This window comes from Corynebacterium sp. HMSC14B06 (assembly GCF_001807075.1).
Lineage (GTDB): Bacteria > Actinomycetota > Actinomycetes > Mycobacteriales > Mycobacteriaceae > Corynebacterium > Corynebacterium jeikeium_D.
Genome location: NZ_KV787358.1, coordinates 48,396 through 74,329 on the forward strand (window position 1 = coordinate 48,396; position 25,934 = coordinate 74,329).

The following is a 25,934-nucleotide window of genomic DNA, read 5'->3' on the forward strand; positions in this document are numbered from 1 at the left end:
CACAAATTTTGCCACGAAAGTGTCATAAACCTGGTCAGTAACTATGTGGAGTTTAAGCCAGTGCGCGGTTGACCGCGCTGGTGACTGCCTTCAGCGACGCGTAGGTGATGGAACCAGCGATGCCGGAGCCCCAGACCTTGGTGCCGTTGACATCTGCGAGGACGTAGGCCGCAGCCTCGGCGTCGTCACCTGCGGTGCGAGCGTGCTGGACGTATTCCTGAACCTCGACGTTGATGCCGAGCTTCTCCAGGGCGTTGGCGTAAGCGGCCAGCGGGCCGTTGCCGACACCCTCAACGGTCTGCTCCTTGCCCTCGTAGACGATGTGAGCCTTGATCTTGGTGGCGTCCGACTCGTTCTGAGGGGCATCGACAGTCAGGGCAATCTGCTCGAGTGGAGCCTCGCGGTCCAGGTACTCACCTGCGAAGATGTCCCAAATCGCCTTGGAGTTGACCTCGCCGCCCTCGGCGTCGGTGACTGCCTGCACGACGGAGGAGAACTCGACCTGCATGGAGCGCGGCAGGTTCATGCCGTGGTCCGTCTTCATGATGTAGGCCACGCCGCCCTTGCCGGACTGGGAGTTCACGCGAATAACGGCCTCGTAAGAACGACCAACGTCCTTCGGGTCGATGGGCAGGTAAGGAACTTCCCAGGTCACCGCGCGCAGGTCCTCGTCGGAAAGCTCCTTGACGGCAGCGCCCGGGCGGACCTTGTCTGCCATTGCGTCGAGGCCCTTGTTCACGGCGTCCTGGTGGGAACCGGAGAAAGCGGTGAAGACCAGGTCGCCGCCGTACGGGTGGCGCTCCGGAACGCGCAGCTGGTTGCAGTACTCGACGGTGCGGCGGATCATATCGATGTCGGAAAAGTCGATTTGCGGGTCGACTCCCTGGGTCAGCATGTTCAGGCCCAGAGTGACCAGGCAGACGTTACCGGTGCGCTCGCCGTTGCCGAAGAGGCAGCCCTCGATGCGGTCAGCGCCGGCCATGTAGCCGAGCTCAGCGGTGGCGATGCCGGTGCCGCGGTCGTTGTGCGGGTGCAGCGACAGAATGATGGAGTCGCGGCGGTTGAGGTTGCGGTGCATCCACTCGATGGAGTCTGCGTAGACGTTCGGAGTGATCATCTCCACGGTCGACGGCAGGTTGATGATGATTGGGTTGTCCGGAGTCGGGTCGATGACATCAACCACGGCGTCGACAACTTCCTTGGCGTACTCAACCTCGGTGCCGGTGTAGGACTCCGGCGAGTACTCCCAGCGCCAGTTGGTGTCCGGGTAGTCCTTCGCGATGGTCTTAATCAGCTCCGCGGCGTCGGTGGCAATCTTCTTGATTGCGTCCTTGTCCTTACGGAACACAACATCGCGCTGCAGGATCGAGGTGGAGTTGTAGAAGTGAACGATGACGTTCTTTGCTCCGGCACATGCCTCGAAGGTGCGGCGGATCAGGTGCTCGCGAGCCTGAACCAGAACCTGGATGGTGACATCGTCCGGGATCATGTTCTTCTCAATGATCTCGCGCACGAAGTTGTAGTCAGTCTGGGAAGCGGACGGGAATCCGACCTCAATTTCCTTGTATCCCATCTGGACCAGCAGCTCGAACATGCGGCGCTTGCGCTCCGGGCTCATCGGATCAATCAGCGCCTGGTTGCCATCGCGCAGGTCGACGGCACACCAAACCGGTGCCTTAGTAATGCGCTTGTCCGGCCAGGTGCGGTCCTTCAGCTGGAAGTCCTGAACTTCCTGGTCGTAAGGCAGGTAGCGGTTGGTTGCCATCTGTGAGTTGCGCTGCTTATTCCAAGCAGGCTGTCCTTCCGGAATCTCGCCAGCAGGAGTGGAGATTACAGAAGGAGCGGAAATAAAAGCGTCGGAAGGAGACATGTTGTGGGCCTTTCTAATTCGGACTTTTCTTGTAGGCCGGCACAACTTACCCCGCGACGGGGAGCCGGCCTTAAACCCAAGCCCCGCCGCGGCATAGAAGCAGTAGTCCGCGTTGCATGTGATGTACCTTACCCCGATGGTTATATGAATTTCATCATTCGGGGGTTTTAGTGGGGGAAATATGCTCAGCCATCCACGCCACCCACCCCGCCCATCGATAGTTCTAAAGCTAGGACCAATGTATTTAGCGGGGTAAAGATGATAGCGTCCTTAAGGTGCAAACTAGCTGGTCTATTCTGAAGCGAGACTTGCGCCGTCTCCGCAATAGCCCAAGAGTGTGGGTGATTATCATCGGCGTGATGATTACCCCTGCCTTGTATTCCTGGTTCAACATCCCGGGCTTCTGGGATCCGTATGAGCACACCGAGAACATCGGCGTGGCAATTGTGAATGAGGACAAGGGCGCGAGTTCCTCGGTTACCGGAAGTCTCAATATCGGTAACCAGGTGGTCAAACAACTAAAAGAAAATCATGAACTGGGCTGGCAGTTCCCCGATGCCGAGAAGGCAGACCGAGATCTAAAGCGCGGCAAGGTCTATGCCGAAATCACCATTCCGCCGAATTTCTCGCAGGAAATGGTCGATCTGATCCAAGGGCAGGGGCATCCAGCAAAACTGACCTACCGCGCTAACCAGAAGATCAACGCAATCTCGCCGCACATCACGGCGCAGGGCGCGTCCGGCATTGATGGCCAGATCTCCGCGTCCTTTAATAAGGAGATCGCGAAGGCGGTCACCGAGCAGGTCAAGGAAGCTGGCGATCTGCTGCAGGGTCGGTTCGATGCGGCCCGTCTCAATTCCGCTGATGCTTTCCAGGATGTTGCCGATGCGGTTGCCAATAGCCGCGATGAAGTCGGTGCTATCCAGGAGCAGATTGGCAATCTGCAGCCGACGATTGCGCAGATCAAGAAGACTCTCGGCAGCGTGGACACGGCCCTCGATGACGCCCAGGATGCGTTGACGCAGGTGCAGGCGATTACTGGTGAGCTCAACAACGAGGTCCTGAATTTCTCCGCGGATCTCAACGACGCCTACTTGCAGGGCAGCACCGCTCTGGTGGAGGGCACCGGTAACGCCAACGCCGCGATTGGCGCGATGACTGGCAATCTGCAGGGCGCAATTTCCCGTTCGGATTCTGCGACGGCTGCGGCGGAGGACATCGTCAACCAGGCGGATCAGGTCATTGGTGGGCTGAATTCCCTGCTGGAGGCCAACCCGCTCAATGGCCCGGATAAGCAGGCAATCCAGCGCACCATCGATGCGCTCGACGAGAGCAACGCCACCAATAAAGAGCTGGTGGAGGGCCTGAAGAACGTCTCCGGCTCGGCGCAGGGAACTCTCGACTCCCTCAACGCCACCAGCGAGGCATTGGCGCAGGCCACCAAGGACGGCAAGGCCGCCTCGGATCAGATCCGCGAGGCGTCCCAGGACGCGCTCCCGCAGTTGAGCAGGGCGCTTAATCAGCTCAACGCGCGCGTGGGTTCGTACGCGGCGGCGCTTGGCGCGCAAAAGGACACCGTCAAGGAAACGTCCGCGCTTCTCGACGCTACGAGTGGGCAGCTTTCCGCCGCGAATCAGGTCCTCGAGAGTTTCAAGGCTGACCTTGATGGCGTACGCGATGGCCTGGAAACCGCGCGTCTCGATGTTCTTACCCTGGGCACCACCGAAGAGCGCGAAGCTATGGAAATGGTCAATGACCTCGACCCCGAGGGAATTTCGCAGTTCCTGAGCGATCCGGCCGAGATCCAGACTGAGGCCGTGTTCCCGGTGGATCACTACGGCTCGGGTATGGCGGCGCTGTTTACCAACCTGTCGTTGTGGATTGGCGCGTTCATCCTGATTGTGATTTTCCGCGTGGAAGTCGACGCGGAAGGTTTCAAGGAAATCACGGTGGGCCAGGCGTACATGGGCCGCACATTGCTGCTGGGCATCATCGCTACTTTCCAGGCGCTGATTGTCTCTATCGGTGACATCGTCATTGGTGTGCAGCATGTCAGCGCGGTTGCGTTCGTCCTCACCTGTGTCGTGGTGGAGTTGTGTTATCTCGCCATTATTTACAGTTTGGTGGCGGCGTTTGGCCACGTGGGACGTGGTATTGCCGTAGTGCTCGCGTTTATTCAGATTCCTGGCGCCGCCGGTCTCTATCCAATTGAGATGACCCCGGACTTCTTCCAGGCGCTGAATCCGTTCTTGCCGTTGACCTACGGCATTGATGCTCTCCGCGAGACCATTGGTGGTTTCTACTCGAATTACTACCTGAAGAACATGCTCACCTTGATGGCCATGGCAGTGGTCGCCTACGTGGTCGGTTACTGGCTGCGCCGCAGCCTGTCCTCGGTCAATGTCTTGGTTAACCACCAGCTTGAAGAGGGCGGACTGGTCAACAACGAAGAAGTCCACCTGGTCGGTAGCGGATACAAGCTCAGTGACCTCGTCTTTGCGCTGCGTAACCGCGAGGAGTACCAATCGCGAGTCGACGAGCGGATGGAGAATCTGCGTGGCAGCTACACGCTGTTCATGCGCATGGCCATTGGCATCGCCGTGGCCGCCCTGGTGGTGCTGGGTATTTTGGCCCGTAACTACCCGGATCAGAAGGCCCTGTTCTTCGGTCTGGCTTGCCTGTTTGTGCTGCTCTGCCTCGCCTACATCGCGGTGCGCGAGTACGTCAAGCAGTCTGTGATTCACGCCCAGGAGCTCAGCGAGATGTCGGAGGAGGAGCTGCGCGCCTACATGGAGCACCAAACTTCCCATCCGCATGCGTACTCGCTGGAAAATGCTGGTGATTCGTTTGAGCCACAGGCGAAGGTGTCGTCGGCAAGCGTGAAGACTTCCCCAGAAGGTGAAGCCTAATGAGAAACGTTCTTGAAATTGTGCGGAATGACTTTCGGGTGATCCGCCAGAACACGATGACCGGCATCATGGTTTTCGGTCTGGTGCTGATTCCGCTGCTGTTCACCTGCTTTAATGTGCTGGCCAGCTGGGAGCCGTTTGAGAACACCGAAAAGCTGAAGATTGCGGTCGCCAGTAATGACCGTGGTCATCGCACGGATATCGGTGCGATTGACGTCAACTTGGGCAATGAGGTGCTGTCGAAGCTGAGCCGTAACCACGAAATTGACTGGCAGATTACGGATTCTGAGGACGCCATCGACGGCACTAAGTCCGGTGACTACTACGCGGCAATCGTGCTTCCGGAGAACTTCAGTACTGAACTGATGACCTTCTACGTCCGGGGCACCAAGGCGCCGAAGCTGACGCTCTATACGAATGAGAAGAAGAACGCGCTTTCGTCAATCATTACGAGTAAGGGCGCGAGTGGCGTTATTCAGGAGATTGACAAGAACTTCACGCAGGTCGTCGCCAGTGTTGGGCTGGGCGTGATCACCTCGCTGGATGAGTATCTAAACACCTCCGACTCCAAGCAGGCACTGACGCGCGTGCAAAACCGCGTTGATGACACCGCCGCGCGGCTGCGCTCCGGTGCGCAGACTGCTCGTTCGCTGTCCACGCTGGTGGAGACCACCGTGCCGCTGGTGGAGACCGCGGATTCCATTTTGGAAAACGCTGGTGCGCGGATGGACATTCTGCGCAATGGTTCGGGTGACGGCAACGTCGCAGGCGATCTGGAAGCCGCGGTCGGCAATGTCCGCGACTCGGTTAGCACGGCGCTCGACGCAACGCAGTCGAGCTATGAAGGCGTGCGCGATCGCGTCAACGAGCTTGTCGACGGCACCCAGGCCACCAGCGGCGCGACCGCAGATACCTTTGACGCGATGGCGGCCAAGTTCGGCCAGCAGGCCGATGGCCTGACTGCGATGCGCGACCGCCTGGAGGACACCGTGGGGGCAGTGGTTCCGGGTGTCGCTAAGCCGGGCTATGACCGCGCGATTTCCGATCTGAACACCTCGATTGCTCGCACCCGTGGGCTGCAGGAGAGTTTCTCCGCCGTGGCGGCGGATTTGCGCGGTGGCCGGGATACGGGATCGTCGATAAGCCAGGCGAAGGACGCTTTCACGGCTGCGATTGCCGCTGTGGAAAATGCCAAAAACTCCTACGAGCAGAACCTGCGCCCGCAGATCGACGCACTGTCGGAGCCGGTGTCGCGTCTGAGCAACGACATCGAGGTCATTGGCGAGGACATTCGCGGCATCCGCGGTACGATTTCCGGCTCGCCGGTGGATACGCTTCGTAAGACTAGCGCCGCCACGATGGGCCTGAGCAACCGTTTTGATGATCTGGCGGCTCGCTTCGACGAGATTCACAACGCGCTGGAAGAGGCGAAGGACACCGGTGACCTCTCGCGAATTGCTGAGGCCGTCGGTGATGACCCAAGTGCCCTGGCAGCGCAGTTGGCCGCGCCGGTGCAGGTCGAGGAAGACCCCGTCTTCCCAGTCCAGAGCTTCGGTGCGGGTATGGCGCCGTTCTATGCGACCCTCGCGCTGTGGATCGGTGCGCTGCTGTCGTCGGTGCTGATCCGCACCACGGTCCGTAGCCGCGACGGACAGAAGGTCGGCGATGATGAGGCCGAGAATGTGGTCAGCGATGCAGTCGATGATGCGCAGGGCGATGCAGCCAGCGATGAAATCGACGAGCCGACCAGTGACGCACAAATCAACGCTGCGCAGGCCGATGACTACACCCGCGTCGAGAAATACTTCGGCCGGTTCGCCACCTTCGCCAGCGTAGGCCTGGTTCAGTCCACACTGATGGTGTTGGGACTCCAGGTGTACGTGGGCATCGATCCCGCACACCGATTCCTGATGCTGCTGGCCGGCTGGGTGATTTCGCTGGTGTTTATGATGATCGTCTTCTCGTTCGTCTTCACCTTCGACAACGCCGGCAAGGCCATCTGCGTGCTGTTGCTGGTGATGCAGGTCTCGGCCGCAGGTGGCGCGTATCCGCTGCCGCTGGTGCCACAGTGGGTCCAGAACATTAGCCCTTGGCTGCCGGGTACCTACGCGATCGATATGTTCCGCAGCTCCATCGCCGGTATCTATGAGGCAGACTACTGGAAGCTGATGTTCATGTTGGCGCTGTTCATCATCCCGTCGCTGATTCTGGCGCTGGGCCTTCAGCGCATCTTTGAAAAGGGAATCAACGAGATCAAGAACGCAATCGAGGAGACGAAGGTGATGGCGACTTCGTAAGGGGGCCTAATCCTCCGCCTCGTCATTCTCTGTCTCGTCGCTCTCGCGCTCGGCTTCCGGCTCGCCCTTGCCGTCGCGCGAGAGCTTCCGCAGCCACCAAATCAGCAGCGCAATGATCACCGCCGCTGCTGCCAGGATGGCCCACATCCACCACTGCCACTGCGAACCGCTGCCGTCGAACACGGACTCCTCGTCAGGATCCATCGGCACCTGATGCCCCGTCACCAGCAGTCGGTGCGTGTTAATGCCGTAAGGCGTGCACGTAATCAGGGTGATCAGGTCTTCTCCGGGGACGCGTCGTAAAGCATCGGTTTCATCCGGCTTTACGACGGCTACGTCGTGGACCTCATACTTCAACTTGTGACCCGCGACTGCGATGTAGAACGCGTCGCCCTTCTTGACCTTGTCGAGGTTGTCCCACAGCGTCGCATTCTGCAGACCCGTATGCGCCGACAGCGACGCGTGACGACCTTCACCCTCGCCCACGCCGCCGACCGGGAAGTCGGTGCCGTAGAGGTGACCGACACCGCGCGAAAGCGACTTTTCCGACGTGCCGTGGAAAACGGGCAGGTCAGAGTTGATGGACGGGATGACGATGCGGCCGAGCGCGTCGGTCTCGCCAAGCACGTCGAGGTAGTGACGGTAGCGCTGGTACTCCGGGGAAGACTCGTCATCGGAGGTGGTCCAGGCATCGCCGGGATTGACCTCGCCGAGACTGGCGTTGTACTCGTGGGCCTCGTTCCAGGCGGTGTCCAAGACCTCGGGAGGAGCGGATTTCTCCAGCTTGGAGTACTCATCTGCGGCGCGGGCCTGCAGGAAGTTGTTCCACTGCGTTGCGACAACCGGGTACAGCAGCACGCCCAAACCGCCAATGATCAGCAGCAGGGCGATGATGGTGTTCGAGTTGAGCTTCTTGCCCTTTTGGGGCTTTGCTTTGGTGTTGGTTGCGGCGCTGACGTTGGTGTTGTTTGCGCGTTCGGACTTCCGCTTAGATGTCGGTTTGGGTGCCCGCTTGGAAGTTGCCCGCTTGGAATGGGAATGACGCCCCATCGAGTCCTACCTTTGGTGACCTTGTGCATAGCGGCCACGGGTCTTTCTCACCAGGGATAGTTCCCGGGCAGGGGATAGCCAGGCCGACAAATCGCTAACGACTTAATAAGTGCAAATACCAATGTAGGTGATGCGGCCCGGGAGAGTTGAACTCTACTCACCGCGCTGTGGCATCGGTGGAATCTGTGGTGGTGTTTGCGGTGCTGGTGGTGTCGGTGTTTGCGGTGTTTGCATCGGCTTTTGCGGAGCTTGGGGCGCTTGTGGAGGCTGTGGCGGTGGCTTCTGCCGGCCGAGCCGCCAGGGCAATAGTGGCAGAAATCATGGTCGCCAGTGCGATAAACAGCGCCACCCACTGCACACCAACTGCCTGGAAGCGTTCACCAAGAACGATGTATCCCAAGCTGAAGGCAACAATCGGCTCCACGACGGTCATAGCTGGTAGCGAAGCCTGCAACGGTCCCGCGTTAAAAGCCGCCTGCTGCAGGCCGACGCCAATAACCGCCAGTGCCACCAGCAGCCAGAGTTCCCAGGAGAGCAGGAGCTGGACGAGTCCGTCGTTGACATAGGTATCGACCACCGACTTAGACAGCAGCGCGACGAAGCCGTACAGCCAGCCGGTTGCCGTGCCGAGCAGCAGGGCCTTCGGGTTCTGGCGTAGCACTCCGCGCTGTTTGGTGTCTGAGCCGCCACCGGCGCCGGTGCCGGTGTTGGGCCACTGAACTGCAGCGGCATAAAGCCCGCAGGTGACCACGCCACCGACGGCGAGAGCCCAACCCCACAGGTAGGTGGGGATATCGGTGGAGCCGGCGGTCGGCTTGCCGAGCAACACCAGCGTCGCCACCGCAAAAGTAAGCGCCACGGACCAGATCATCTCTGATCGCGAAATCCGCCGACCGTTGACCTTCGCTGCCAGCGGGAGCGTGAGCATCAGCTTCATGACCAACAACGGCTGCACCAGGAGCAACGTGCCAAATGCCAACGCCGCGACTTGAAATACATACCCGGCAATTGCCAGACCCGAGCCCAGCCACCAGCGTGGCAGCTTCAGGGTCTTCGCCACTCCGCGAAGTGTGCTGGTGCCCTCTTCCAGTGTTCGGGAGAGGTTGTGGCGGATGACGGTTCCCCACGCGATGCTGAGCGCGGACAGCAGTGCCAGTATCGCAGCGAGAAGGTCATTGTTCACGTAGGAAATGCTAGGCATGCAACACTTGTCATGTCCACTTCGCAGGGGTTGGGCGGGGCAGTGTTTTGTGCCCGCAGCGCCTCGGGGAGTAGCTGGCGGATTAGCTGGTTCGGCCAAGATGCTGACTGAGCCCGGGCCGGGGAGCCCGGAGTGGAGCTGACTGAGCCCGGGAGTTCCTGGCGCAGTACCGAGAGTTACTGACTAGGTTTATGACAGTTTCGAGGCATTTTATGGCCTGTTTTTGTCATAAACTTAGTCAGTTTCACATTTGCAGCCCGCAGCCGCGTCCGATTCGCACCCGACCGACACCCAACCGACACCCCAAACGCCCCAAACACCCCAGCCGTCACACTCTCGCCGCGCAGTCGCGCCCAATCCACACCCCAAATACCCCAAACACCCAACCCACACCCGAATACCGGCCACGATACCCCACAACCCCCTACGCAACCCGATCCAAACCCTCCGCACAACCTCCGCAAGCTACGTTTTGGTAACCCACTATGTAATTACGAATGCGACTCAAGTAAATTGAGTCAATAATAGTTACGTGCATATAGTTGCCTAGTTTTTGGAGGTTGCCGACCATGGCACTGGTTGTGCAGAAGTACGGTGGTTCATCCCTGGAGAGCGCCGAACGCATTCGTCGTGTTGCAGAACGAATTGTGGAAACCAAAAAGCAGGGCAATGACGTCGTGGTTGTCTGCTCGGCAATGGGCGACACCACCGATGAGCTTCTGGACCTCGCTGAGCAGGTCAACCCGGTCCCGCCGGGACGCGAGATGGACATGCTCCTGACCGCCGGTGAGCGTATTTCCAATGCGCTGGTCGCTATGGCAATCGCAAGCCTCGGCGCCTCGGCCCGTTCTTTTACCGGTTCGCAGGCCGGCGTAATTACCACGGAGCGCCACGGTAACGCCCGCATTGTCGAGGTCACTCCGGGCCGTGTCCGTGAGGCTCTCGATGAGGGCCATATCTGCCTAGTGGCCGGTTTCCAGGGTGTAAACCGCGAGACCAAGGACGTCACTACGCTGGGCCGTGGTGGCTCGGATACCACTGCGGTTGCCCTCGCGGCAGCCCTAGAGGCGGACGTCTGCGAGATTTACTCCGACGTGGACGGCGTGTACACCGCGGATCCGCGCATTGTGCCGGACGCACAGCGTTTGGACAACATTTCCTTCGAGGAGATGTTGGAGATGGCCGCGGTTGGCGCGAAGATTTTGCAGCTGCGAAGTGTCGAATACGCCCGCGCGTTTAATGTTCCGTTGCGTGTGCGTTCGTCGTATAGCAATGAACTTGGCACCCTTGTTGATGGATCGATGGAGGATATCCCTATGGAAGAAGCAGTGTTGACCGGTGTGGCGCATGACCGCTCCGAGGCGAAGGTGACCGTGCTGGGCATTCCGGATGATCCGGGCCAGGCGGCGAAGATGTTCCGTGCTGTTGCGGATGCGGAGATCAATATCGATATGGTGCTGCAGAACGTCTCTACCATCGCGGATAACCGCACTGACATTACTTTCACCTGCCCGCGCGAGGACGCTCCGAAGGCGATGGCGTTGCTGAAGAAGCTGCAGGCTGACAATGACTGGAAGGACGTGCTTTACGACGATCACGTGGGCAAGGTCTCCTTGGTCGGTGCTGGCATGAAGTCCCACCCGGGTGTGACTGCGACGTTCTGTGAGGCGCTCGCTGATGAGGGTGTGAATATCGACCTGATTTCCACTTCTGAGATTCGTATCTCGGTGCTGGTTAATGACCAGGATGTCGATAAGTCTGTGAAGGCTCTGCACGACGCTTTCAATCTCGGTGGCGACACCGAGGCTGTTGTTTACGCTGGTACGGGACGTTAAGGAGTTCTTATGACCACGATTGCTGTTGTTGGTGCCACTGGTCAGGTTGGCCGTGTGATGCGCACCCTGTTGGCGGAGCGTAATTTCCCGGCCGATAAGGTTCGTTTCTTCGCTTCTGCTCGTAGTGCGGGCAAGGAGTTGGAGTTCCGCGGCGAGAAGATTGTTGTCGAGGATGTCGCGGCTACTTCGGATGAGGATCTGAAGGGCATTGATGTCGCGGTGTTCTCCGCTGGCGGCACGCTGTCGAAGGAGCAGGCGCCGCGTTTTGCGGCTGCTGGCGCTGTTGTTGTTGATAACTCGTCGGCGTGGCGTAAGGATCCGGAGGTCCCGTTGGTGGTCTCCGAGGTCAACCCGGATGCTTTGCAGGACATCCCGAAGGGCATTGTCGCGAATCCGAATTGCACCACCATGGCCGCGATGCCGGTTCTCAAGCCGCTTCACGACGAGGCCGGGTTGCAGCGTCTGCGTGTGTCCTCCTATCAGGCGGTCTCGGGTTCGGGCCTTGCTGGTGTGAATACTCTGGCTGGCCAGGTGCGCGAGAACATCGACAACCTGGAGAAGCTGACCACTGATGGTTCGGCTCTGGTTGCGGAGGACTTTGGTCCGTATGTCGCACCGATTGCTTTCAACGCGCTGCCGGTGGCTGGAAACTTTGTTGATGATGGTTCGCTGGAGACTGATGAGGAGCAGAAGCTCCGCAATGAGTCCCGCAAGATTCTGTCTATCCCCGAGCTGGCTGTTGCTGGTACTTGTGTGCGCGTTCCGGTGTTCACTGGCCACACGCTGGTGATTCACGCTGAGTTTGAGAATGCTCTGTCCGTAGAGAAGGCAACCGAACTGCTGGAGTCCGCGCCGGGCGTGAAGGTCGTCGACGTTCCGAATCCGCTTGCCGCCGCTGGTGTGGATGAGTCCCTGGTGGGTCGTATCCGTGTCGATCAGTCGGTTCCGGAGGGGCGTGGCCTGGTGCTGGTTGTCTCTGGCGACAATCTGCGTAAGGGCGCTGCTCTGAATACCATCCAGATTGCGGAGTTGTTGGTCGCTGACCAGTAGTTGAGCGCAGTACTTAAAAGCGCAAAAAGTTAAGCCTCGGCACTTAGCGAACTTCGTGCTCTCAATGACAACTACTCCCCACTAGTCGGTAACTGATTTCTCAGTCCAACTAATGGGGAGTAGTTCACATTGTTGCGGTAGGGGGCCTATTTTTTCTTATTGACGCCCACGCTTTCCGCTTGGCTGCAGCGCCAGCGGAATGTGAGATTGTGCGAGCGCAGTGCTGGGGGGGATTGCGTCACGGGAGGCGCCGGCGCCCTATTTGGCGGCGTGAGGATGTGCAGATGTCGCTAGACCGGGGATGCGTGGCCTACGGCGCCGTATTTGGGGCGCTAGCAGGGGTGAATGTCGCTAGAACGGGAATGCGTTAAAGACACTGATTTGCAGCTCCGCAAAACTGCAGGTCAGGGAATTGTCGCAAAATTCGGAGGCGCGCCTGTGCTGACAGATTCCCGTTCTAGCGACATTTCGACCTTCGAAGTGCAACTTTTCCGACAGTTGGTGCCACGAGTTGCAATAGCGCGAGCATCTCGGCATTGAGAGCCAGGGTGGCTAGGGTGGCCAGGGCGGTGACAGTGGCCAGGGTGGCTAGGGTGGCCAGCGTGGCGACGGTGGCCAGGGCGGCGATGGAGTCGGTAGCGGCCGAGCAGGAAGCGGACTAATTTAGGGTAGCCTGTTGTGTGGTTAGCCTTACCTGTGTAATATAGGCTCGATTGCTGTGTTGGCCGTAGCCGAAAGAGGCCATCAGTCTCTTGGGGCTACGGGTACTTTACAGCGTTTCAAAGAGTTCCTTACGCGTTAGGTTTTCACATGTTTCGAAACAATTCGCTGACCCGTCGAGCGGCGCTGAAGACCGCCGCTGTCTTGGCAGCATCCACTCTTGTTCTGTCTGGTTGCTCCCGAGGCGACGACGCGGCGGCGTCAAAAAATGAGGGCACCGGGGACGAGCGCATCGCCGCAGTTGGCCTGGGAGACAGCGATACCTTGCTCGCTCTAGGCATCCAACCAGTCCTCGTAGCGCCCTGGGGTGCTGAGGGAGATGTTGATGCATCTGGCGTCGGCCCATGGGCTACCGAAAAGCTCGGCGACAACAAGCCTGAAGTGGTTTACGGTACTGCCAACGGATTCACTGCTGAAATCCTGGAGAAGATCTCCGCCGCTGATCCGGACAAGATCATTGCGGTGAACTCTGCCGTAGACGCGCAGGCGAAGAAGGCGCTTAATGACATCGCCCCAACCACCGTTAAGCCAGACGGTGCCACGGACTGGCAGATCCCCTGGCGGGATCAGGTCAACCAGATCGCCGGCGCTGTAGACAAGCAAGAAGAAGGCGACAAACTCGTCGAAGAAACGCAGAAGGCCTTCGATGATTTCCAACAGCAGCACCCTGAGCTCAAAGGCAAGCGTGCGGCTATCGTCATGCCTTATCAGGGAAAGATCGGCCTGTACACCTCCGGTGACGGTCGCGGGCAGTTTATCAAGAGTCTGGGCTTCGAGATCCCGAAGGAGCTCGAAGGTAACGGGGGCGAGTTCTACCGCGACATCGCACCTGAGAACTACAGCGACCTCAACAACGTCGATTACCTCTTCATCCTTGATTACCAGGGTGCCGCCGATACCTTGAAGAAGGATCCAACATTCAGCAAGCTGGACGTTGTTCGCGAAGGCAAGGTCCGCTGGATGGACGAAAACGTGGGCAATGCAATGAGTATGCCGAACCCATTGACCATCCCCTGGGCAGTCGACAAGTTCTCTGACGCAATTTAATTGAAAGTGTCCGTTTCAAGAACTCGACATTCTTTGGTGTTTTCCCGGCGTTTGCTTACTTCGGCCGCACTCGTTGGCTTGGCTTTGCTGCTGCTTGCCTCCCTGTACTTGGGTTCCAAAGATCTTTCCATTGGCGAAGTGACCAGCATCCTCATGCATGGTCCGCACCCATCTACGCAATCCGGCATCATTTGGGACTTGCGCGTTCCGCGCACCCTCTTGGCTGTGATCACAGGCGCAGCCCTGGCTATGGCGGGTGCCATTGCTCAGAGCTGGACCCGCAACCCCCTGGCAGATCCCGGCATTATCGGCGTGAACGCTGGAGCAAGTTTCGCAGTCGCTGCGGCACTGACCTTGGGCTGGGCAACGACGGTCGGGGAGCGGACACTTGTAGGGCTCGTCGGGGCGGCCGTCGCTGCCTCAATCGTGCTGTTGATTTCCCGCGTATCGCGTAACCCGCTAACTCTGGTACTCGTGGGCGTGGGAGTTACCTTCGCCCTGCAAGCGGCCACGAATATGCTGAGCCTCTATTCTTCCGACACCCTGGAAGGGCTCCGCCGCTGGACCGTTGGCTCTACAGCTGGGCGGGGTATGGAAGACGTGGCCTTAGCTGCTTTAGGTCTAGCACTAGGTGCTCTATGTGGTGCGCTTGCAGCACGCCCGCTGGATCTACTTGCGATGGGAGAGGACTCCGCCCGTTCCCTTGGCAGCTCGCCCACGAGAACCCGCTTGTTGGCTGCCGCAGCGGTGATCATCCTCGCCGGCTCGGCGACAGCCACTGTGGGGCTTGTGACATTCGTGGGCTTCGCCGTGCCACACCTACTACGCCCGTTTACCGGCCCGTCCCTGACTCGCCTCTTGCTGCCGACCGGCATTGTTGGTGGCGCGGCTGTGTTGCTAGCCGATATTGTGGGCCGCTTCGTCCTGCAGCCTAACGAGCTGGAAATGTCCATTGTCTTAGCTATTGTCGGTGCCCCAGTGATGATTCTGGCGGTGCGACGTAAGAAGAGTTCACCGACCTCGAATGACTCGGAGCTGACGATATGAGCGATATGACGTCTATCCGTAGTATTAAGCGTTCACGAAGCAGACGCGTCCTGGCGGCTTCGGCAGGGTTCGCCCTCATAGCGGCTCTTTGTTACTGCTTAATCCTGGGGCAAGGAGCGGTGAAGCTCAGCCCGATGGAAGTCATCGAGGTTCTCACCGGTGGGGGCACACAGCAAGCAATCAACGTGGTGTGGGATCTCCGCCTGCCTGTAGCAATCGCTACCGTTCTGGTCGGCGCGGCTCTAGGGCTGGCAGGTGCGTGGACTCAGACCATGGCCCGCAATCCGCTGGCCAGCCCGGACATTCTCGGTGTATCCGGCGGCGCGGCGGTTTTGGTTGTGGCGGGCACCGTAGTTACCCGCCCTGCATGGAGTGAGGGGGTGCCGACGTTCTGGTGGCGTGCTGCACTCGCTTTGCTTGGCGCACTAGTGATCGTTGGTTTGCTCGTTCTACTCGGTGGCTTCGGGACGTCGCAGCGCGTAGTGGTCATCGGCCTGGCACTGTCTTTCCTCACGCAGTCTTTAGTGCAGTATCTCCTGCTCCGGGCTGACTTAACTCGTGCCACGGATGCCCAAACTTGGCTCGCTGGGTCTACCGGCTTTGTGCGTATGGAAGCTTTGTTTCCTATGGTGTTGGGCCTGTTGCCCTTCGTAGTTTTAGGCCTTTGTGTTACGCGCGATGTCCCTCTTCTTTCTCATGATGACGCCACCGCGTCCACACTTGGGGTAAATGTCACGAGGGTGCGCGCTATTTTGCTCATTGCCGCAACGGGCATTGTCGCGGTGGTGGTTTCCTTTGTCGGCCCAATTGGATTCGTGGCACTATTGGCTCCTCAGCTGGCCAAGCTGGTGGCCGGAACGCCCACGCCCCATCCGTTGTGCTCTACTTTTGCAGGCGCTGCTCTATTAGCTGCGTGCGCCGTCGTGGCGGGCGCACTGCCATTTACATCCCCTGTGGGTTTGGTTACCGCCATCATCGGTGGCCCCGCGTTGGTGTTGCTTGTGTGGTTGGCGGCCCGTCGCGGAACTCTGAAAGGAATGGTTCAATGAACGTTCAAGTTGATCACGTCACCGTGGGCTACAACGACGGCCCAAGCATTGTTAAGGACGTGTCTTTCACTGCAGAGCCCGGGAAGGTCACCACGCTCTTAGGCCCCAATGGTTGTGGCAAGTCGACGTTGCTCAAGACGCTTTCTCGGCTGCTTGCTCCCGCCGAAGGACGGGTTCTTGTAGAGAAAAAGGACGTGCATAGTTTGCGGTCGCGCGAAGCCGCCCAACTAATTGCGCTTTTGCCACAACACCCGCTGTGTCCGGCGGGATTGACCGTTGGAGAACTTGTGGAGCGCGGACGGCACCCTTATCGTCGATCGCTCTGGGGTGGGGGAGCGACGGCGTCAGAAGATAAAGAAAAAGTGCGCGAGGCGCTGAAGAAGACGAAGGTTGACCATCTTGTTGCCCGCGACGTGGCGGAGCTTTCTGGCGGCCAGCGGCAGCGGGTCTGGATGGCGATGGTGTTGGCGCAGGATACGCCAATTGTGCTGTTGGACGAACCGACTACCTACCTAGATCCGGCACATGCGATAGAGATTCTAAGTATCGTGCGGGAGCTCGCTCAAGAGGGCAAGACGGTGATTACCGTACTTCATGATCTTGGCCTGGCGGGAGCTTTTAGCGACGAGATGATCGTCATGAAGGAAGGGGAAAAGATCGCCGAGGGTTCTCCAAAGGAGGCTCTGACGGTGGATGTGTTGCGCGAGGCATATGGCCTGAATGCCGAGGTGTGGGAAGATCCCCGCGGTATGGCTCCGATTATTGTGCCGCGAGGGATTGTGGCTAATTAAGGCCGTGCCCTGCCTAGGAACCAATAGGGGCACCACTGCACGGATTCGCTATTGAGGCCCCAGGTGTGAATTGCGTGGCGCCGTACTTCCTTGCAGAGCTGTCCTTCACCCGCGACCCAGACGTACTTCGACTGTGTTGCGGGGTGTTCGGCACGGTCCAGTTGCTGTAGGTGGGACATCACTGCCGTGCTGAAGTCCGTTGTAGCGCTAAACAGCACTTCTAGGCTGCCCAGCTTGCTCTCCCAGTCGGCGACGAGGGATGGCTCGAGGTCACCATGGTTCTCGGCGACCACTACGAGGTGTATGTCGCGCAACTGTTCCGGGGCAAACGCATCCGCGTAATCCAAAATGGCGCGAACGGAAGGTACGGCAGATGGGTCTGCGATAAGTGTTTGTGAACTTTGCGCGCGGTGCCAGAGGCCCTGGCATGTCCAGATGCCTACCTGGTCGCCAACACGAGTTGCAAGAGCCCAGGCGAGCCCTGGTCCGACGTGCTCATCCTTTGGATTTTTGACGCCATGTGTCGCCACGTCGAAAGTTATCTGTCCGCACTCGGGATCGAGTGAGCGTACGGTGTACCAACGTAAATTTGGGCGTTGGGTCTCCGGCATGGCTGTAACGCTTGCGCGGATATTGGCGCCACCTCCGTGGAGGGGTAAATGGAGATTCTCGCCGGGCTTAGCCGGCATAAAGAGGCCAAAGAATTCGTCCGGGCCGGAAAGCTGAAAGCCGACTAGCTCGGGGGAGCGGATGACAATCCTCTGCAGGTTTTCTGCCGGGGCGCTGACGTCATAAACAGTGGCGCGGATGATTCGATGGTGCGGTTCAGAAGGGGCGGCCAAGAGTAGGTGGTCAGAAAAGGCCGCGCGGTAGGCGGAAGTGTTCGTCGGAGTGTTCAGGGTAACTGGGTTCGAGGTCATAGTGGGAGTTAACTTACCCTTACCTAAAGCAAAAGTGAAAGGGTGAGGGGCAGAAAAAGCCCCGCGGGGATCCGAGGTGAACTGGTCCCCGAAAGTTGGACTGGTTTAACTCTAGGCGGTTAGGGCTTCAAGGGTCTGATTTCGATATTGCATCGGGGTCAGGCCCTTGAGTCGTTGTTGGACGCGTTCGGTGTTGTACCACCCGATGTACTCATCGATCGCCTGGTTGAACTCTGCGACCGTGTCGAAGACTTCACCGTGGTACATCTCGGTTTTCACGTGCCCGAAGAAGTTCTCCATGACCGCGTTGTCGTAACAGTTGGCTTTACGCGACATCGACTGAACACCACCGTTGTCGCCAATCAGGTCACGCCACGAGGCATGCTGGTACTGGAAACCTTGATCGGTGTGCATCATCCACCCGGGTTCAGGTGCCCACGCCGCGATCGCCTTGGACAAAGAATCGGTGGTCAACGCTGTCGACGGCGATGTAGCCACAGTGTGGGCAACGATTGAACGGTCGAACAAGTCCATCACCGGTGACAGGTAGACCTTGCGGCCTGCAACCCTGAACTCGGTGACGTCGCTGACAAAGACGGTATTTGGCTGATCCGGGGTGAATTTGCGGTCAAGCTTGTTGTCGGCAATGTGGCTGATCGTCCCGGTGTAGGAAACATAAGGTCTACGTTGGCGGATCTTAGCTCGAAGCCCCATCTCGCACATGAGTTTGTAGACGAGTTTGTGGTTGACCACCCAGCCCTGGTTACGCAGGTCAAGTAGCACTCGTCGGTAGCCGTAGCGATGCTTGTTACGCTCGAAGCTTTCCCGAATCGCTTGCTTGAGAACGGCGTGGTTATCTGGCTTACTGAGTCGTTGTTGGTGGTAGAAGAACGTCGACCGTGGGATACCTGCTGCCTCTAGGAGGTACTCCAAGCGGTGGTGCGACTTGAGGATGACAATCGCCTGGACTTTCAGGCGCGTCCCTGATTCCTCAAGTCCCGCAATTTTTTTTAGATAGGCATTTTCGGCCCGCAACCGTTCGTTTTCGCCACGCAGCTTGTCTTCCTCCGACAGCGGCTTCGGCGTGACCGATCCTTTGGGCCTGCCCTTCGGCTTCGGTTTCAACGCGTCATCGCCGTCTTTGCGCCATTTCCACGACCACCCGCGGACCAGCTGCTGTGATGACAGGCCAAATTCACGCGCAAGATCCATCGCTGTCTAGCCAGCAAGGTGGCGTTGGACAACTTCCTTCTTAATCTCAAACGAATACTGCTGCTTAGTCGGTTTCTCCACAAGACATAGCCTGCCATGCAGCACAAACCGACAATAGAGCCGGCGCACAGCGTGTTTGGAGACACCCAGAGCATTAGCAGCGGCTGTATAACCCATGCCCTGCTCAAATAGTTCAACCAACTGCTCGCGCTGATATTCACTTAGCGAACTTCGTGCTCTCAATGACAACTACTCCCCACTAGTCGGTAACTGATTTCTCAGTCCAACTAATGGGGAGCAGTTCATTAGGTGCCGAGGCTTTTCTGCTGGAAAAGGCGAGCCTGGTTTGGGGTGACCAAACGGCTAGCAATGTGACCCGTGACATGCGACGTTTGGGCATAAGTGCAGGTTAAATTTTGCCGTTATTCTGTTTCCAATTTCCTGGCTGAAGTGGGTCGAATTTCTATATTGTGACCGTTTTTCATCACCGGTACGGTTTTCGTGTGAGCACGGCAGTGGCCGCAAAGGAGAAGGCGAGAAGCCCTTTACCTTCAGCTCTGGGCATCGCGCCACACCATTTATCTACACTTCATTTTTCTAAAGGATCATCATGGATAACCTGTGCAATATCTGCGAACTGATTTCCTCCTTGCCAGCACCGGCTCCGCTGCCGGTACCTGAGTTCAACGTGAACTTCCCGGAGGGCCCACTGGTTCAGGTCGACTCACTGTTCCCGAACTTCCACTCTCTGACTGAGGGCGGCAACCTGGGTCTGCAGAACGTCGGTGGCGATCAGGACAACGCTCTGCAGAACGTTGGCGGCAACCAGGGTCTCCAGAACGCTGGCGGCGATCAGCTGAACGGCGGAGACCAGATTGGCGGCGACAAGCTGGACAAGGGCGACAAGGTCGGCGGCGACCAGGTTAACGACAAGGGCCAGATTGGTGAGCGTCAGTCCGGTTTCCAGACCGGTGGCCAGGACCAGAGCCTGCAAAACGTCGGTGGCGACCAGGGTCTGCAGAACGGTGGCCAGGAGCAGGGTCTCCAGACTGGCGGTAAGAACCAGAACGGCCTTCAGACTGGCGGCCAGGAGCAGGGCCTGCAGACCGGTGGTAAGAACCAGGGTGGCCTCCAGACTGGCGGCCAGGAGCAGGGTGCCCAGACCGGCGGCAACAACCAGGGTGGCCTGCTGGCCGAGGACGGTGCGGGTGACAACCTGCCAGTCGACCTGGACCTCACCGGTGCAAAGGCTATCTAAGGCCGTTTAAGCTGACTTAGGCACTGCACTACAATGACACTGCGCAGCTATTAGCTCTCGCGGCTATTAATACGTAACAGCGCACGAGCGCCTTCTCACTCCTTGCGGAGTGGGGAGGCGCTTTTTTGTGTTTATAGCTGGCGACGTTGGGTCGATCCGAGTTACTGACTGCGTTTATGTCAAAAATGGCCAAAAAATGGTCCTGAAAGCGTCATAAACTCGCACAGTTTCACATTTGCAGTCCCCTATTCAGTCGCGTTTTACATAACGTGATCTGTTGGAATGCCGTGAATCAGACCCATTTTTGTCTATTAACCGCGGATGGAGAGGTTGGGGCGGAGAGGCGATTATTTATGCAGCCGCAATTAGCACACAATTATGTGGCTTATTAAATGATGTCCGGGGATTCTTTTGTAAATAGTCTTGAGACATCATTTTTGCTCTTAGAGATTTATTGGCTTGCATTTTCATCAGGTGGGGGTGGGGTGTCATTTGTGCCGTAACTCACAATTATGAAAATCGTGACATGGGAGACATTCTAACCCAAATTAATGGGCGGGGATTCATTGAAAAAACTTCATATGCGCAGGTTAATCGTGATTTTATGGGTTGAATGGCTAGGTGTCGTGGCGAAAGGTGGAACTTCGGCATGTGTGTGGTGTCCAAATGTCCACCCCAGAAAAAATATGCAAACAACAATTATTGACATTGAAATAAAAGACAATAGGGGTGGCAATTAAATGGCTCAACAAACATAAAATGTATTTGTTATATTCGGGGACGGCCAACGCTATAAATGAGAATTAGAAGGCGATGTCAACTGGGCTACCTGTGATGGGGGCTGGAGACGCTTATGCGTGGTCATTGATTGTTAATTGAAGGCTGGAAAGGTAGCGAAAGGTGTATAACGCACTGAAATCGAAGGAAGGGGGAGGGCTCATGTTCGGTCGTTTTACAAACGAGAAGCGCTGGTTGGCGCTTTTTAGCTTCGTGGCTGTGCTCGCTCTTTTCTTCGCTAAATCTCCAATAATTGCGCATGCGCAGGAGGCAGAAGACACTGGCGAAACCCTGACGATCCAGAAGATTTTGAGTGTTCCTGGAACAGTTAAGGGTGTTGAAGCCAATGGAAATGTCCGTGATTTTGGGCCACTCATTGCGGCATTTGACGAGGCGGCAACTCCATTTGGTAGCCACAAAATGGGTTACTGCATTGAGGCCAGCGTCGCCGGTGATCTTTATGACACCGGTCGTGTACAGAACTTCAGTCAGTTCTCGCGCAGTACAGATACCAATAACAAGCTGCGGAACGACTTTGACCGATACCGGAAGCTCAACTGGATTGCGCACCACGGTTCTCCAGCTGTTGGTTTGGATGAACTGGGGAAGGCGGCTGGAGTTAAAGGACGTCTGAAAGTGCTGGACGCCAATAACGCAACTCAATTCGCTCTGTGGCACTTCTCCGATGGCATTGACTTCTCCCAGGGCATTCACAACCCATCGACGAAGGCTGTCTACGACTACCTCACTGGTCCGGCTAACGTCGGTCAGGGCACTGTCGATGGCACGAACCGCACTGGCTACATTTTCAACAATGGTAAGAAACAAGACATCATTGTGATTGACAATGTCACTCCGTCTTCCGGTGAAGTTCCGGCAGAGCCGACGAAGCCGTCTGAACCGGAGCAGCCAACCGAACCGGAAAAGCCGACTACTCCGACCACGCCTGCGGAGACCACGACCCCGTCCGAGTCGACCAAGCCGTCCGAGCCGGAGAAGCCGACCACGCGTAAGCCGTCGATCTCCACTCAGGCTCGCCTGAACGGCAACAAGATTGTTGCGAGCGCTGTGGTTAAGGACATCGTGAAGTTCACCGACCTGGTTCCGGGTAAGAACTACCGCCTGGACGCCACCCTGGTGGACAAGACCAATGCTGATCGCATCTTGGGGACCGGCAGCGTGGAATTCACTCCGGAGACCTCTTCGGGTGAGCAGGCTGTCATGATTACCGTCTCCGATGATGTAGATGAGCCGGTTACCGCTGCTGTTGCATTTGAAAAGCTGACCTCGACAGAGGTCACCGCCGATAGCCAGGACAACACCGATGGTCAGCGGGTAGAAATCGCTACCCACGAGGACATCAACGACGCAGCTCAGACCGTTCACGGCGAAAAGCCGGAGCAGCCGTCGACCTCCGAAGAGACCCCGACGAGCGAAGAGACAACCGAGGAGACGACCGAAGAGACAACGGAGCCGTCGTCCAGCGAGACCACTACTTCTGAGACCAGTGAGTCTGAGACTCCGACGACGTCGGAAAGCGAAGAGCAGCCGAGCTCATCGACGACTACTCCTAACACCTCCGAGTCCACGAAGCCGGCCGCTCCGACGGAACCGACCGAGCCGACTGACAGCACTGAGTCGCAGACCACGGAACCGACGGAGCCGACTGAGACTACCGAACCGTCTAAGCCGAGCGAACCCGCTGATACGCCGCTGGAGCCGGAGCTGCGCACGGTAGCCGAGCTTCAGGGCAACCGCATTGAGGCTAATGCCAAGGTTGTCGACACCGTGCATTTCGAGGGCCTGGTGCCTGGTAAGAACTACACCCTCTCCGGTGAACTGGTTAATAAGGCTGATGGCTCTGTGATTGGTCATGGCGAGGCGACGTTCAAGCCGACGTCGGCAAGCGGTACTGTGACTGTCACTCTTGAGGTGTCTGACTCTGTTAAGACTCCTGTTGCTGAGGCTGTCGTGTTCGAGCACCTGACCTCTGATGAGGTCGACTCGACTGGTAAGGAAAGCGCTGGTCAGGTCAATGAGATCGCTGACCACGCAGATATCAATGACGCAAGCCAGACCGTGACTGGAGAGGTTCCGGAGAAGCCGGAAGACACCCCGACTGAGGAAAGCGAAACTCCGTCCGAGGAGACGACCGCACCGGAGACCAGCTCGACTGAGCCGACCACGTCCACCGTTCCGGTAACTCCGAGCGAGGATGAGCCGTCCGAGCAGCCGGAGACGACACAGCCGGAAGAGCCGTCTGAGACGACAACTCCGTCTACGTCCGAGTCCGAAAAGCCGAGCAAGCCGACTAAGCCCGCTCAGCCGAGCAAGCCGACTAAGCCCGCTCAGCCGAGCAAGCCGAGCAAGCCGACTAAGCCTGCTCAGCCGGAAAAGCCGAGCAAGCCGAGCAAGCCGACCAAGCCTGCTCAGCCAGAGAAGCCGAGCAAGCCGACTAAGCCTGCCCAGCCGGAAAAGCCGAGCAAGCCGATCAAGCCTGCCCAGCCGGAGAAGCCGAGCAAGCCAAACCACCCAAGCACCCCAGCGCAGTCTGAGGACAACCCAGCCATCACGACTACTGCCGGTATTGCCGGCAAGGGTCTGGTTGAAAAGGGCGCTGTCGTCATCGACACCGTGCACTTCACCGGTCTGAAGCCGGGTACGAAGTACACCCTGACCGGTGAGCTGATGTGCAAGGAGACGGGCAAGTCCACTGGCGCTAGGAGCCGCCTGCACTTTGTGCCAACGGCATCCGCAGGCACGGTTGATGTTCCGATCATCATCACTGACGCCGACTGCGCTTCTCAGGTTGTCTTCGAGACTCTGACCGATGCCAATGGCAAGGAAGTTGCTGTTCACAAGGACATCAACTCTGCTGAGCAGACTGTCTCGAATGGCAAGACCCCAGAGAACACGCCATCTGAGCAGCCGAAGGATGAGGGCGAGCAGAACACGCCTAACGACGATTCCTCCGCACCGACCAGCGACACTGCCACCCCGAACACTGTGATTAATCAGCACTCGGAGCAGAACAACACCAACGTCACCATCATCGGAGGCACTGGCCAGGATAAGCAGAAGAACCACGGAAAGCCGTTGGCTCCGAACTCGGAACGACGTGCAATTAGTTCGGTTCCGTCTGGCCCGACCGGTTTGGCTACGCACGCTCTGCCGACGGTAGCCACGAACTAAGGAGATTCCATGACCGATCAGTTTGGCTCGGACGAGACCGGAAAGGAACCTGGAAATGCTCCAGGTTACGAGCCCGGCATCGATCCGGAGGCCGAAACCGGCGCACTCAACCACGTTGATCCGTTTGGCCAGGACGAAGACCAGGCCGACGGCCAAGCCGGAGACCTGCAGGACGTGCCTTGGTGGAAGCAGCCAAGGGTGTATATCGCCGCTATCGCATTGATCGGCGTTATCGCTCTGCTGGTGATTGGCCAGATCAATCGCAATGATTCGACGCTCGATGGTGCGCAGGAGAATCTGCCCACTCCAGCACAGGGTTCTCGGGGAGCTGTGCACGAGATGGAGATGCTCATTGATGGTAAGTCGGCTCCGATTGATTTCGTTCAGCTGACTGATCAAGGATCTCTGATTCCACCGACCGATGTTTCGCGCCTTGGCTGGTACTCGGCTTCCGCAATCCCGGGTGAGAAAGGTGCAGCTGGATCGTCCGTCATTACCGGTCACGTCAATGAGGTGGACCAGGGCGATGGCTACGCTGCACGTTTCGCTGACCTGAAAGCTGGTGACACTGTCACGGTGAAGGTAGATGGCGAAAGCCGAGACTTCACCGTCAGCAAGGATCCAATCCAGGTGGTCAAGGGCGCTCAGATGCCCGAGGCTGTCAACGATGCAGTTGGTGAGAACCGCTTGGTCCTCATTACCTGCGGAGGCGAGTTCGTCGGCGGCACGTTGGGATACACCGACAACATCATCGTCGAGGCCACTCCAGTGCGCTAATCCAGTGCGCTAGGGCACTAGGGCACTGGGGCGCAGCCTCAATTCATTGACCAATTTCATTGGCTGCGGCTGTTGAACGCCGTCGAACAACAGCGGCGCCGACAGTCGCAGAAAACACAAATCAAATCTGCAGAAACACTGCAGAAACACTGAAGATAAGGAAGTACCTATGAGCATGTTGAAGAAAATCGGTGTCTGGGGTGTGGGCGCACTCGTGCTTGCCGCTCCGGTTGCTACTGCCGCACAGGCGGTAGCTGCACCTGCAACCTCCGCTGACACTGCAGTTGTCGCTCCGGGCAAGGGCGGGTTCCTGCACTCGGGCAAGCTGGCCGTCAATCGCTACGTCTTCGAGCTTGAGCATCGCGATGGCAAGGACTACGTCAACATCACCTTCACCGGTGACCACAGCGCTGACGTGCAGATCATGCCGGATGGTATGACCCCCGAGGGCAAGAAGAAGGTCGATCAGGTTGGTGACGTCCTCAAGCTCAACGGCTACAACGATGTTCACTACTGGGCGGTTCTCTAAACGCCTCTTGTGACGCCACAGCGCGCCCCGTGTCGCTTACTGTCTCTGTGCTTTTACAGGTCCTAGCACAAGGCGGTGGGTCGCGGGGCGTTACTTGGTTTTTGAGGGTGTCCTTTTGCTTTCGCTTGACGACGTTGTCGTGACAGCAAATACGAGAAGGTTGATGAGCCCTCATTTGCCCGGCGTGCGCTGCGACGATAGCGGTAGGGGGTAAAAGCTATTGATACAAACCAACTGGTTAGCCCTGATTGGGGGAAGGGGGATAAATCGAGGAAATCTTGACGCTTTTTTGGGTGAATGGGCAAAAGCCCGTCGCGAACAGTGCAAAGAGCTATCGCGGAGGTAGTACGAAGTGTGAATGCGAAGGGTTTTCATGCCCAGGTGTCGCGGCCCGTTCTCCTTG

General features: G+C 58.0%; 16 protein-coding genes and 1 pseudogene. 12 read left to right on the forward strand and 5 right to left on the reverse strand.

Annotation, left to right across the window (positions count from 1 at the left end; all coding sequences use genetic code 11):
- Positions 1–52: 52 nt before the first annotated feature.
- Positions 53–1,870 carry a 2-isopropylmalate synthase gene (leuA, locus tag HMPREF3130_RS01980; protein ID WP_049193461.1) on the reverse strand — a complete coding sequence of 606 codons (1,818 nt, stop codon included), beginning with the start codon at positions 1,868–1,870 and terminating at the stop codon, positions 53–55.
- Positions 1,871–2,145: 275 nt separating this feature from the next.
- Here leuA and HMPREF3130_RS01985 point away from each other — a divergent pair, with 275 nt between their 5' ends.
- Both HMPREF3130_RS01985 and HMPREF3130_RS01990 read left to right on the forward strand, forming a co-directional pair.
- Complete coding sequence (locus tag HMPREF3130_RS01985; RefSeq protein WP_083276314.1) at positions 2,146–4,779, forward strand: YhgE/Pip domain-containing protein; 2,634 nt, start codon at positions 2,146–2,148, stop codon at positions 4,777–4,779.
- Entirely contained in the window at positions 4,779–7,076 is a 2,298-nt protein-coding gene (locus HMPREF3130_RS01990; RefSeq protein WP_070429223.1) for a YhgE/Pip domain-containing protein, read from the forward strand. Before HMPREF3130_RS01985 ends, HMPREF3130_RS01990 begins: the two co-directional genes overlap by 1 nt.
- A gap of 6 nt (positions 7,077–7,082) precedes the next feature.
- Here the strand turns inward: HMPREF3130_RS01990 and HMPREF3130_RS01995 are convergent, their stop codons facing one another.
- On the reverse strand, positions 7,083–8,126 hold the full coding sequence (locus tag HMPREF3130_RS01995) for a class C sortase (RefSeq protein WP_070429224.1): 1,044 nt from the start codon (positions 8,124–8,126) through the stop codon (positions 7,083–7,085).
- Positions 8,127–8,283: 157 nt separating this feature from the next.
- Complete coding sequence (locus tag HMPREF3130_RS02000) at positions 8,284–9,309, reverse strand: DMT family transporter (RefSeq protein WP_246815093.1); 1,026 nt, start codon at positions 9,307–9,309, stop codon at positions 8,284–8,286.
- 587 nt (positions 9,310–9,896) lie between these two features.
- On the opposite strand from HMPREF3130_RS02000, the gene HMPREF3130_RS02005 reads away from it, so the two are divergent.
- From HMPREF3130_RS02005 to HMPREF3130_RS02030, 6 genes are all read left to right on the forward strand, one after another.
- Positions 9,897–11,162: an aspartate kinase gene (locus HMPREF3130_RS02005; RefSeq protein WP_070429226.1), complete on the forward strand. Its 1,266-nt coding sequence runs from the start codon at positions 9,897–9,899 to the stop codon at positions 11,160–11,162.
- Between the two features lie 9 nt (positions 11,163–11,171).
- Positions 11,172–12,212, forward strand: a complete 1,041-nt coding sequence (locus tag HMPREF3130_RS02010; protein WP_049171166.1) for an aspartate-semialdehyde dehydrogenase — start codon at positions 11,172–11,174, stop codon at positions 12,210–12,212.
- An 810-nt stretch (positions 12,213–13,022) separates the two neighbouring features.
- Positions 13,023–13,979 (forward strand): iron-siderophore ABC transporter substrate-binding protein, encoded by a 957-nt coding sequence (locus tag HMPREF3130_RS02015; RefSeq protein ID WP_016421885.1) that lies wholly within the window; start codon positions 13,023–13,025, stop codon positions 13,977–13,979.
- Between the two features lie 51 nt (positions 13,980–14,030).
- Positions 14,031–15,026 carry a FecCD family ABC transporter permease gene (locus tag HMPREF3130_RS02020; RefSeq protein ID WP_167389319.1) on the forward strand — a complete coding sequence of 332 codons (996 nt, stop codon included), beginning with the start codon at positions 14,031–14,033 and terminating at the stop codon, positions 15,024–15,026.
- Positions 15,027–15,031: 5 nt separating this feature from the next.
- Positions 15,032–16,075 (forward strand): FecCD family ABC transporter permease, encoded by a 1,044-nt coding sequence (locus HMPREF3130_RS02025; RefSeq protein ID WP_042389055.1) that lies wholly within the window; start codon positions 15,032–15,034, stop codon positions 16,073–16,075.
- Positions 16,072–16,866 (forward strand): ABC transporter ATP-binding protein, encoded by a 795-nt coding sequence (locus tag HMPREF3130_RS02030; protein WP_016421888.1) that lies wholly within the window; start codon positions 16,072–16,074, stop codon positions 16,864–16,866. Before HMPREF3130_RS02025 ends, HMPREF3130_RS02030 begins: the two co-directional genes overlap by 4 nt.
- Here the strand turns inward: HMPREF3130_RS02030 and HMPREF3130_RS02035 are convergent.
- The gene (locus HMPREF3130_RS02035; RefSeq protein WP_016421889.1) at positions 16,863–17,786 is read right to left on the reverse strand and encodes a siderophore-interacting protein; all 924 of its coding nucleotides are present in this window, start codon (positions 17,784–17,786) and stop codon (positions 16,863–16,865) included. The two genes, HMPREF3130_RS02030 and HMPREF3130_RS02035, sit on opposite strands and share 4 nt — an antisense overlap.
- A 111-nt stretch (positions 17,787–17,897) precedes the next feature.
- Positions 17,898–19,096 (reverse strand): annotated as a pseudogene (locus HMPREF3130_RS11025) (IS3 family transposase); the annotation flags it as partial.
- 512 nt (positions 19,097–19,608) lie between these two features.
- On the opposite strand from HMPREF3130_RS11025, the gene HMPREF3130_RS02045 reads away from it, so the two are divergent.
- The 4 genes from HMPREF3130_RS02045 to HMPREF3130_RS02060 all read left to right on the forward strand — a co-directional run bounded on the left by HMPREF3130_RS02045 (position 19,609) and on the right by HMPREF3130_RS02060 (position 25,531).
- A complete protein-coding gene (locus HMPREF3130_RS02045) occupies positions 19,609–20,256 on the forward strand; it encodes a hypothetical protein (protein ID WP_049171148.1) in 648 nt (215 codons plus the stop codon).
- Positions 20,257–21,195: 939 nt separating this feature from the next.
- Complete coding sequence (locus HMPREF3130_RS11590; protein ID WP_070429227.1) at positions 21,196–24,225, forward strand: VaFE repeat-containing surface-anchored protein; 3,030 nt, start codon at positions 21,196–21,198, stop codon at positions 24,223–24,225.
- Between the two features lie 9 nt (positions 24,226–24,234).
- Positions 24,235–25,002 (forward strand): class F sortase, encoded by a 768-nt coding sequence (locus HMPREF3130_RS02055; RefSeq protein ID WP_070429228.1) that lies wholly within the window; start codon positions 24,235–24,237, stop codon positions 25,000–25,002.
- A 169-nt stretch (positions 25,003–25,171) separates the two neighbouring features.
- Positions 25,172–25,531 carry a hypothetical protein gene (locus HMPREF3130_RS02060; RefSeq protein ID WP_070429229.1) on the forward strand — a complete coding sequence of 120 codons (360 nt, stop codon included), beginning with the start codon at positions 25,172–25,174 and terminating at the stop codon, positions 25,529–25,531.
- The last annotated feature ends 403 nt before the right edge of the window (positions 25,532–25,934 follow it).

Bases quoted from the DNA above. Each gene is read 5' to 3' on its own strand.
- leuA (WP_049193461.1), bottom strand. From the start codon at position 1,870: ATGTCTCCTTCCGACGCTTTTATTTCCGCTCCTTCTGTAATCTCCACT.
- HMPREF3130_RS01990 (WP_070429223.1), top strand. From the start codon at position 4,779: ATGAGAAACGTTCTTGAAATTGTGCGGAATGACTTTCGGGTGATCCGC.
- HMPREF3130_RS01995 (WP_070429224.1), bottom strand. From the start codon at position 8,126: ATGGGGCGTCATTCCCATTCCAAGCGGGCAACTTCCAAGCGGGCACCC.
- HMPREF3130_RS02005 (WP_070429226.1), top strand. From the start codon at position 9,897: ATGGCACTGGTTGTGCAGAAGTACGGTGGTTCATCCCTGGAGAGCGCC.
- HMPREF3130_RS02010 (WP_049171166.1), top strand. From the start codon at position 11,172: ATGACCACGATTGCTGTTGTTGGTGCCACTGGTCAGGTTGGCCGTGTG.
- HMPREF3130_RS02015 (WP_016421885.1), top strand. From the start codon at position 13,023: ATGTTTCGAAACAATTCGCTGACCCGTCGAGCGGCGCTGAAGACCGCC.
- HMPREF3130_RS02025 (WP_042389055.1), top strand. From the start codon at position 15,032: ATGACGTCTATCCGTAGTATTAAGCGTTCACGAAGCAGACGCGTCCTG.
- HMPREF3130_RS02030 (WP_016421888.1), top strand. From the start codon at position 16,072: ATGAACGTTCAAGTTGATCACGTCACCGTGGGCTACAACGACGGCCCA.
- HMPREF3130_RS02035 (WP_016421889.1), bottom strand. From the start codon at position 17,786: ATGACCTCGAACCCAGTTACCCTGAACACTCCGACGAACACTTCCGCC.
- HMPREF3130_RS02045 (WP_049171148.1), top strand. From the start codon at position 19,609: ATGGATAACCTGTGCAATATCTGCGAACTGATTTCCTCCTTGCCAGCA.
- HMPREF3130_RS11590 (WP_070429227.1), top strand. From the start codon at position 21,196: ATGTTCGGTCGTTTTACAAACGAGAAGCGCTGGTTGGCGCTTTTTAGC.
- HMPREF3130_RS02055 (WP_070429228.1), top strand. From the start codon at position 24,235: ATGACCGATCAGTTTGGCTCGGACGAGACCGGAAAGGAACCTGGAAAT.
- HMPREF3130_RS02060 (WP_070429229.1), top strand. From the start codon at position 25,172: ATGAGCATGTTGAAGAAAATCGGTGTCTGGGGTGTGGGCGCACTCGTG.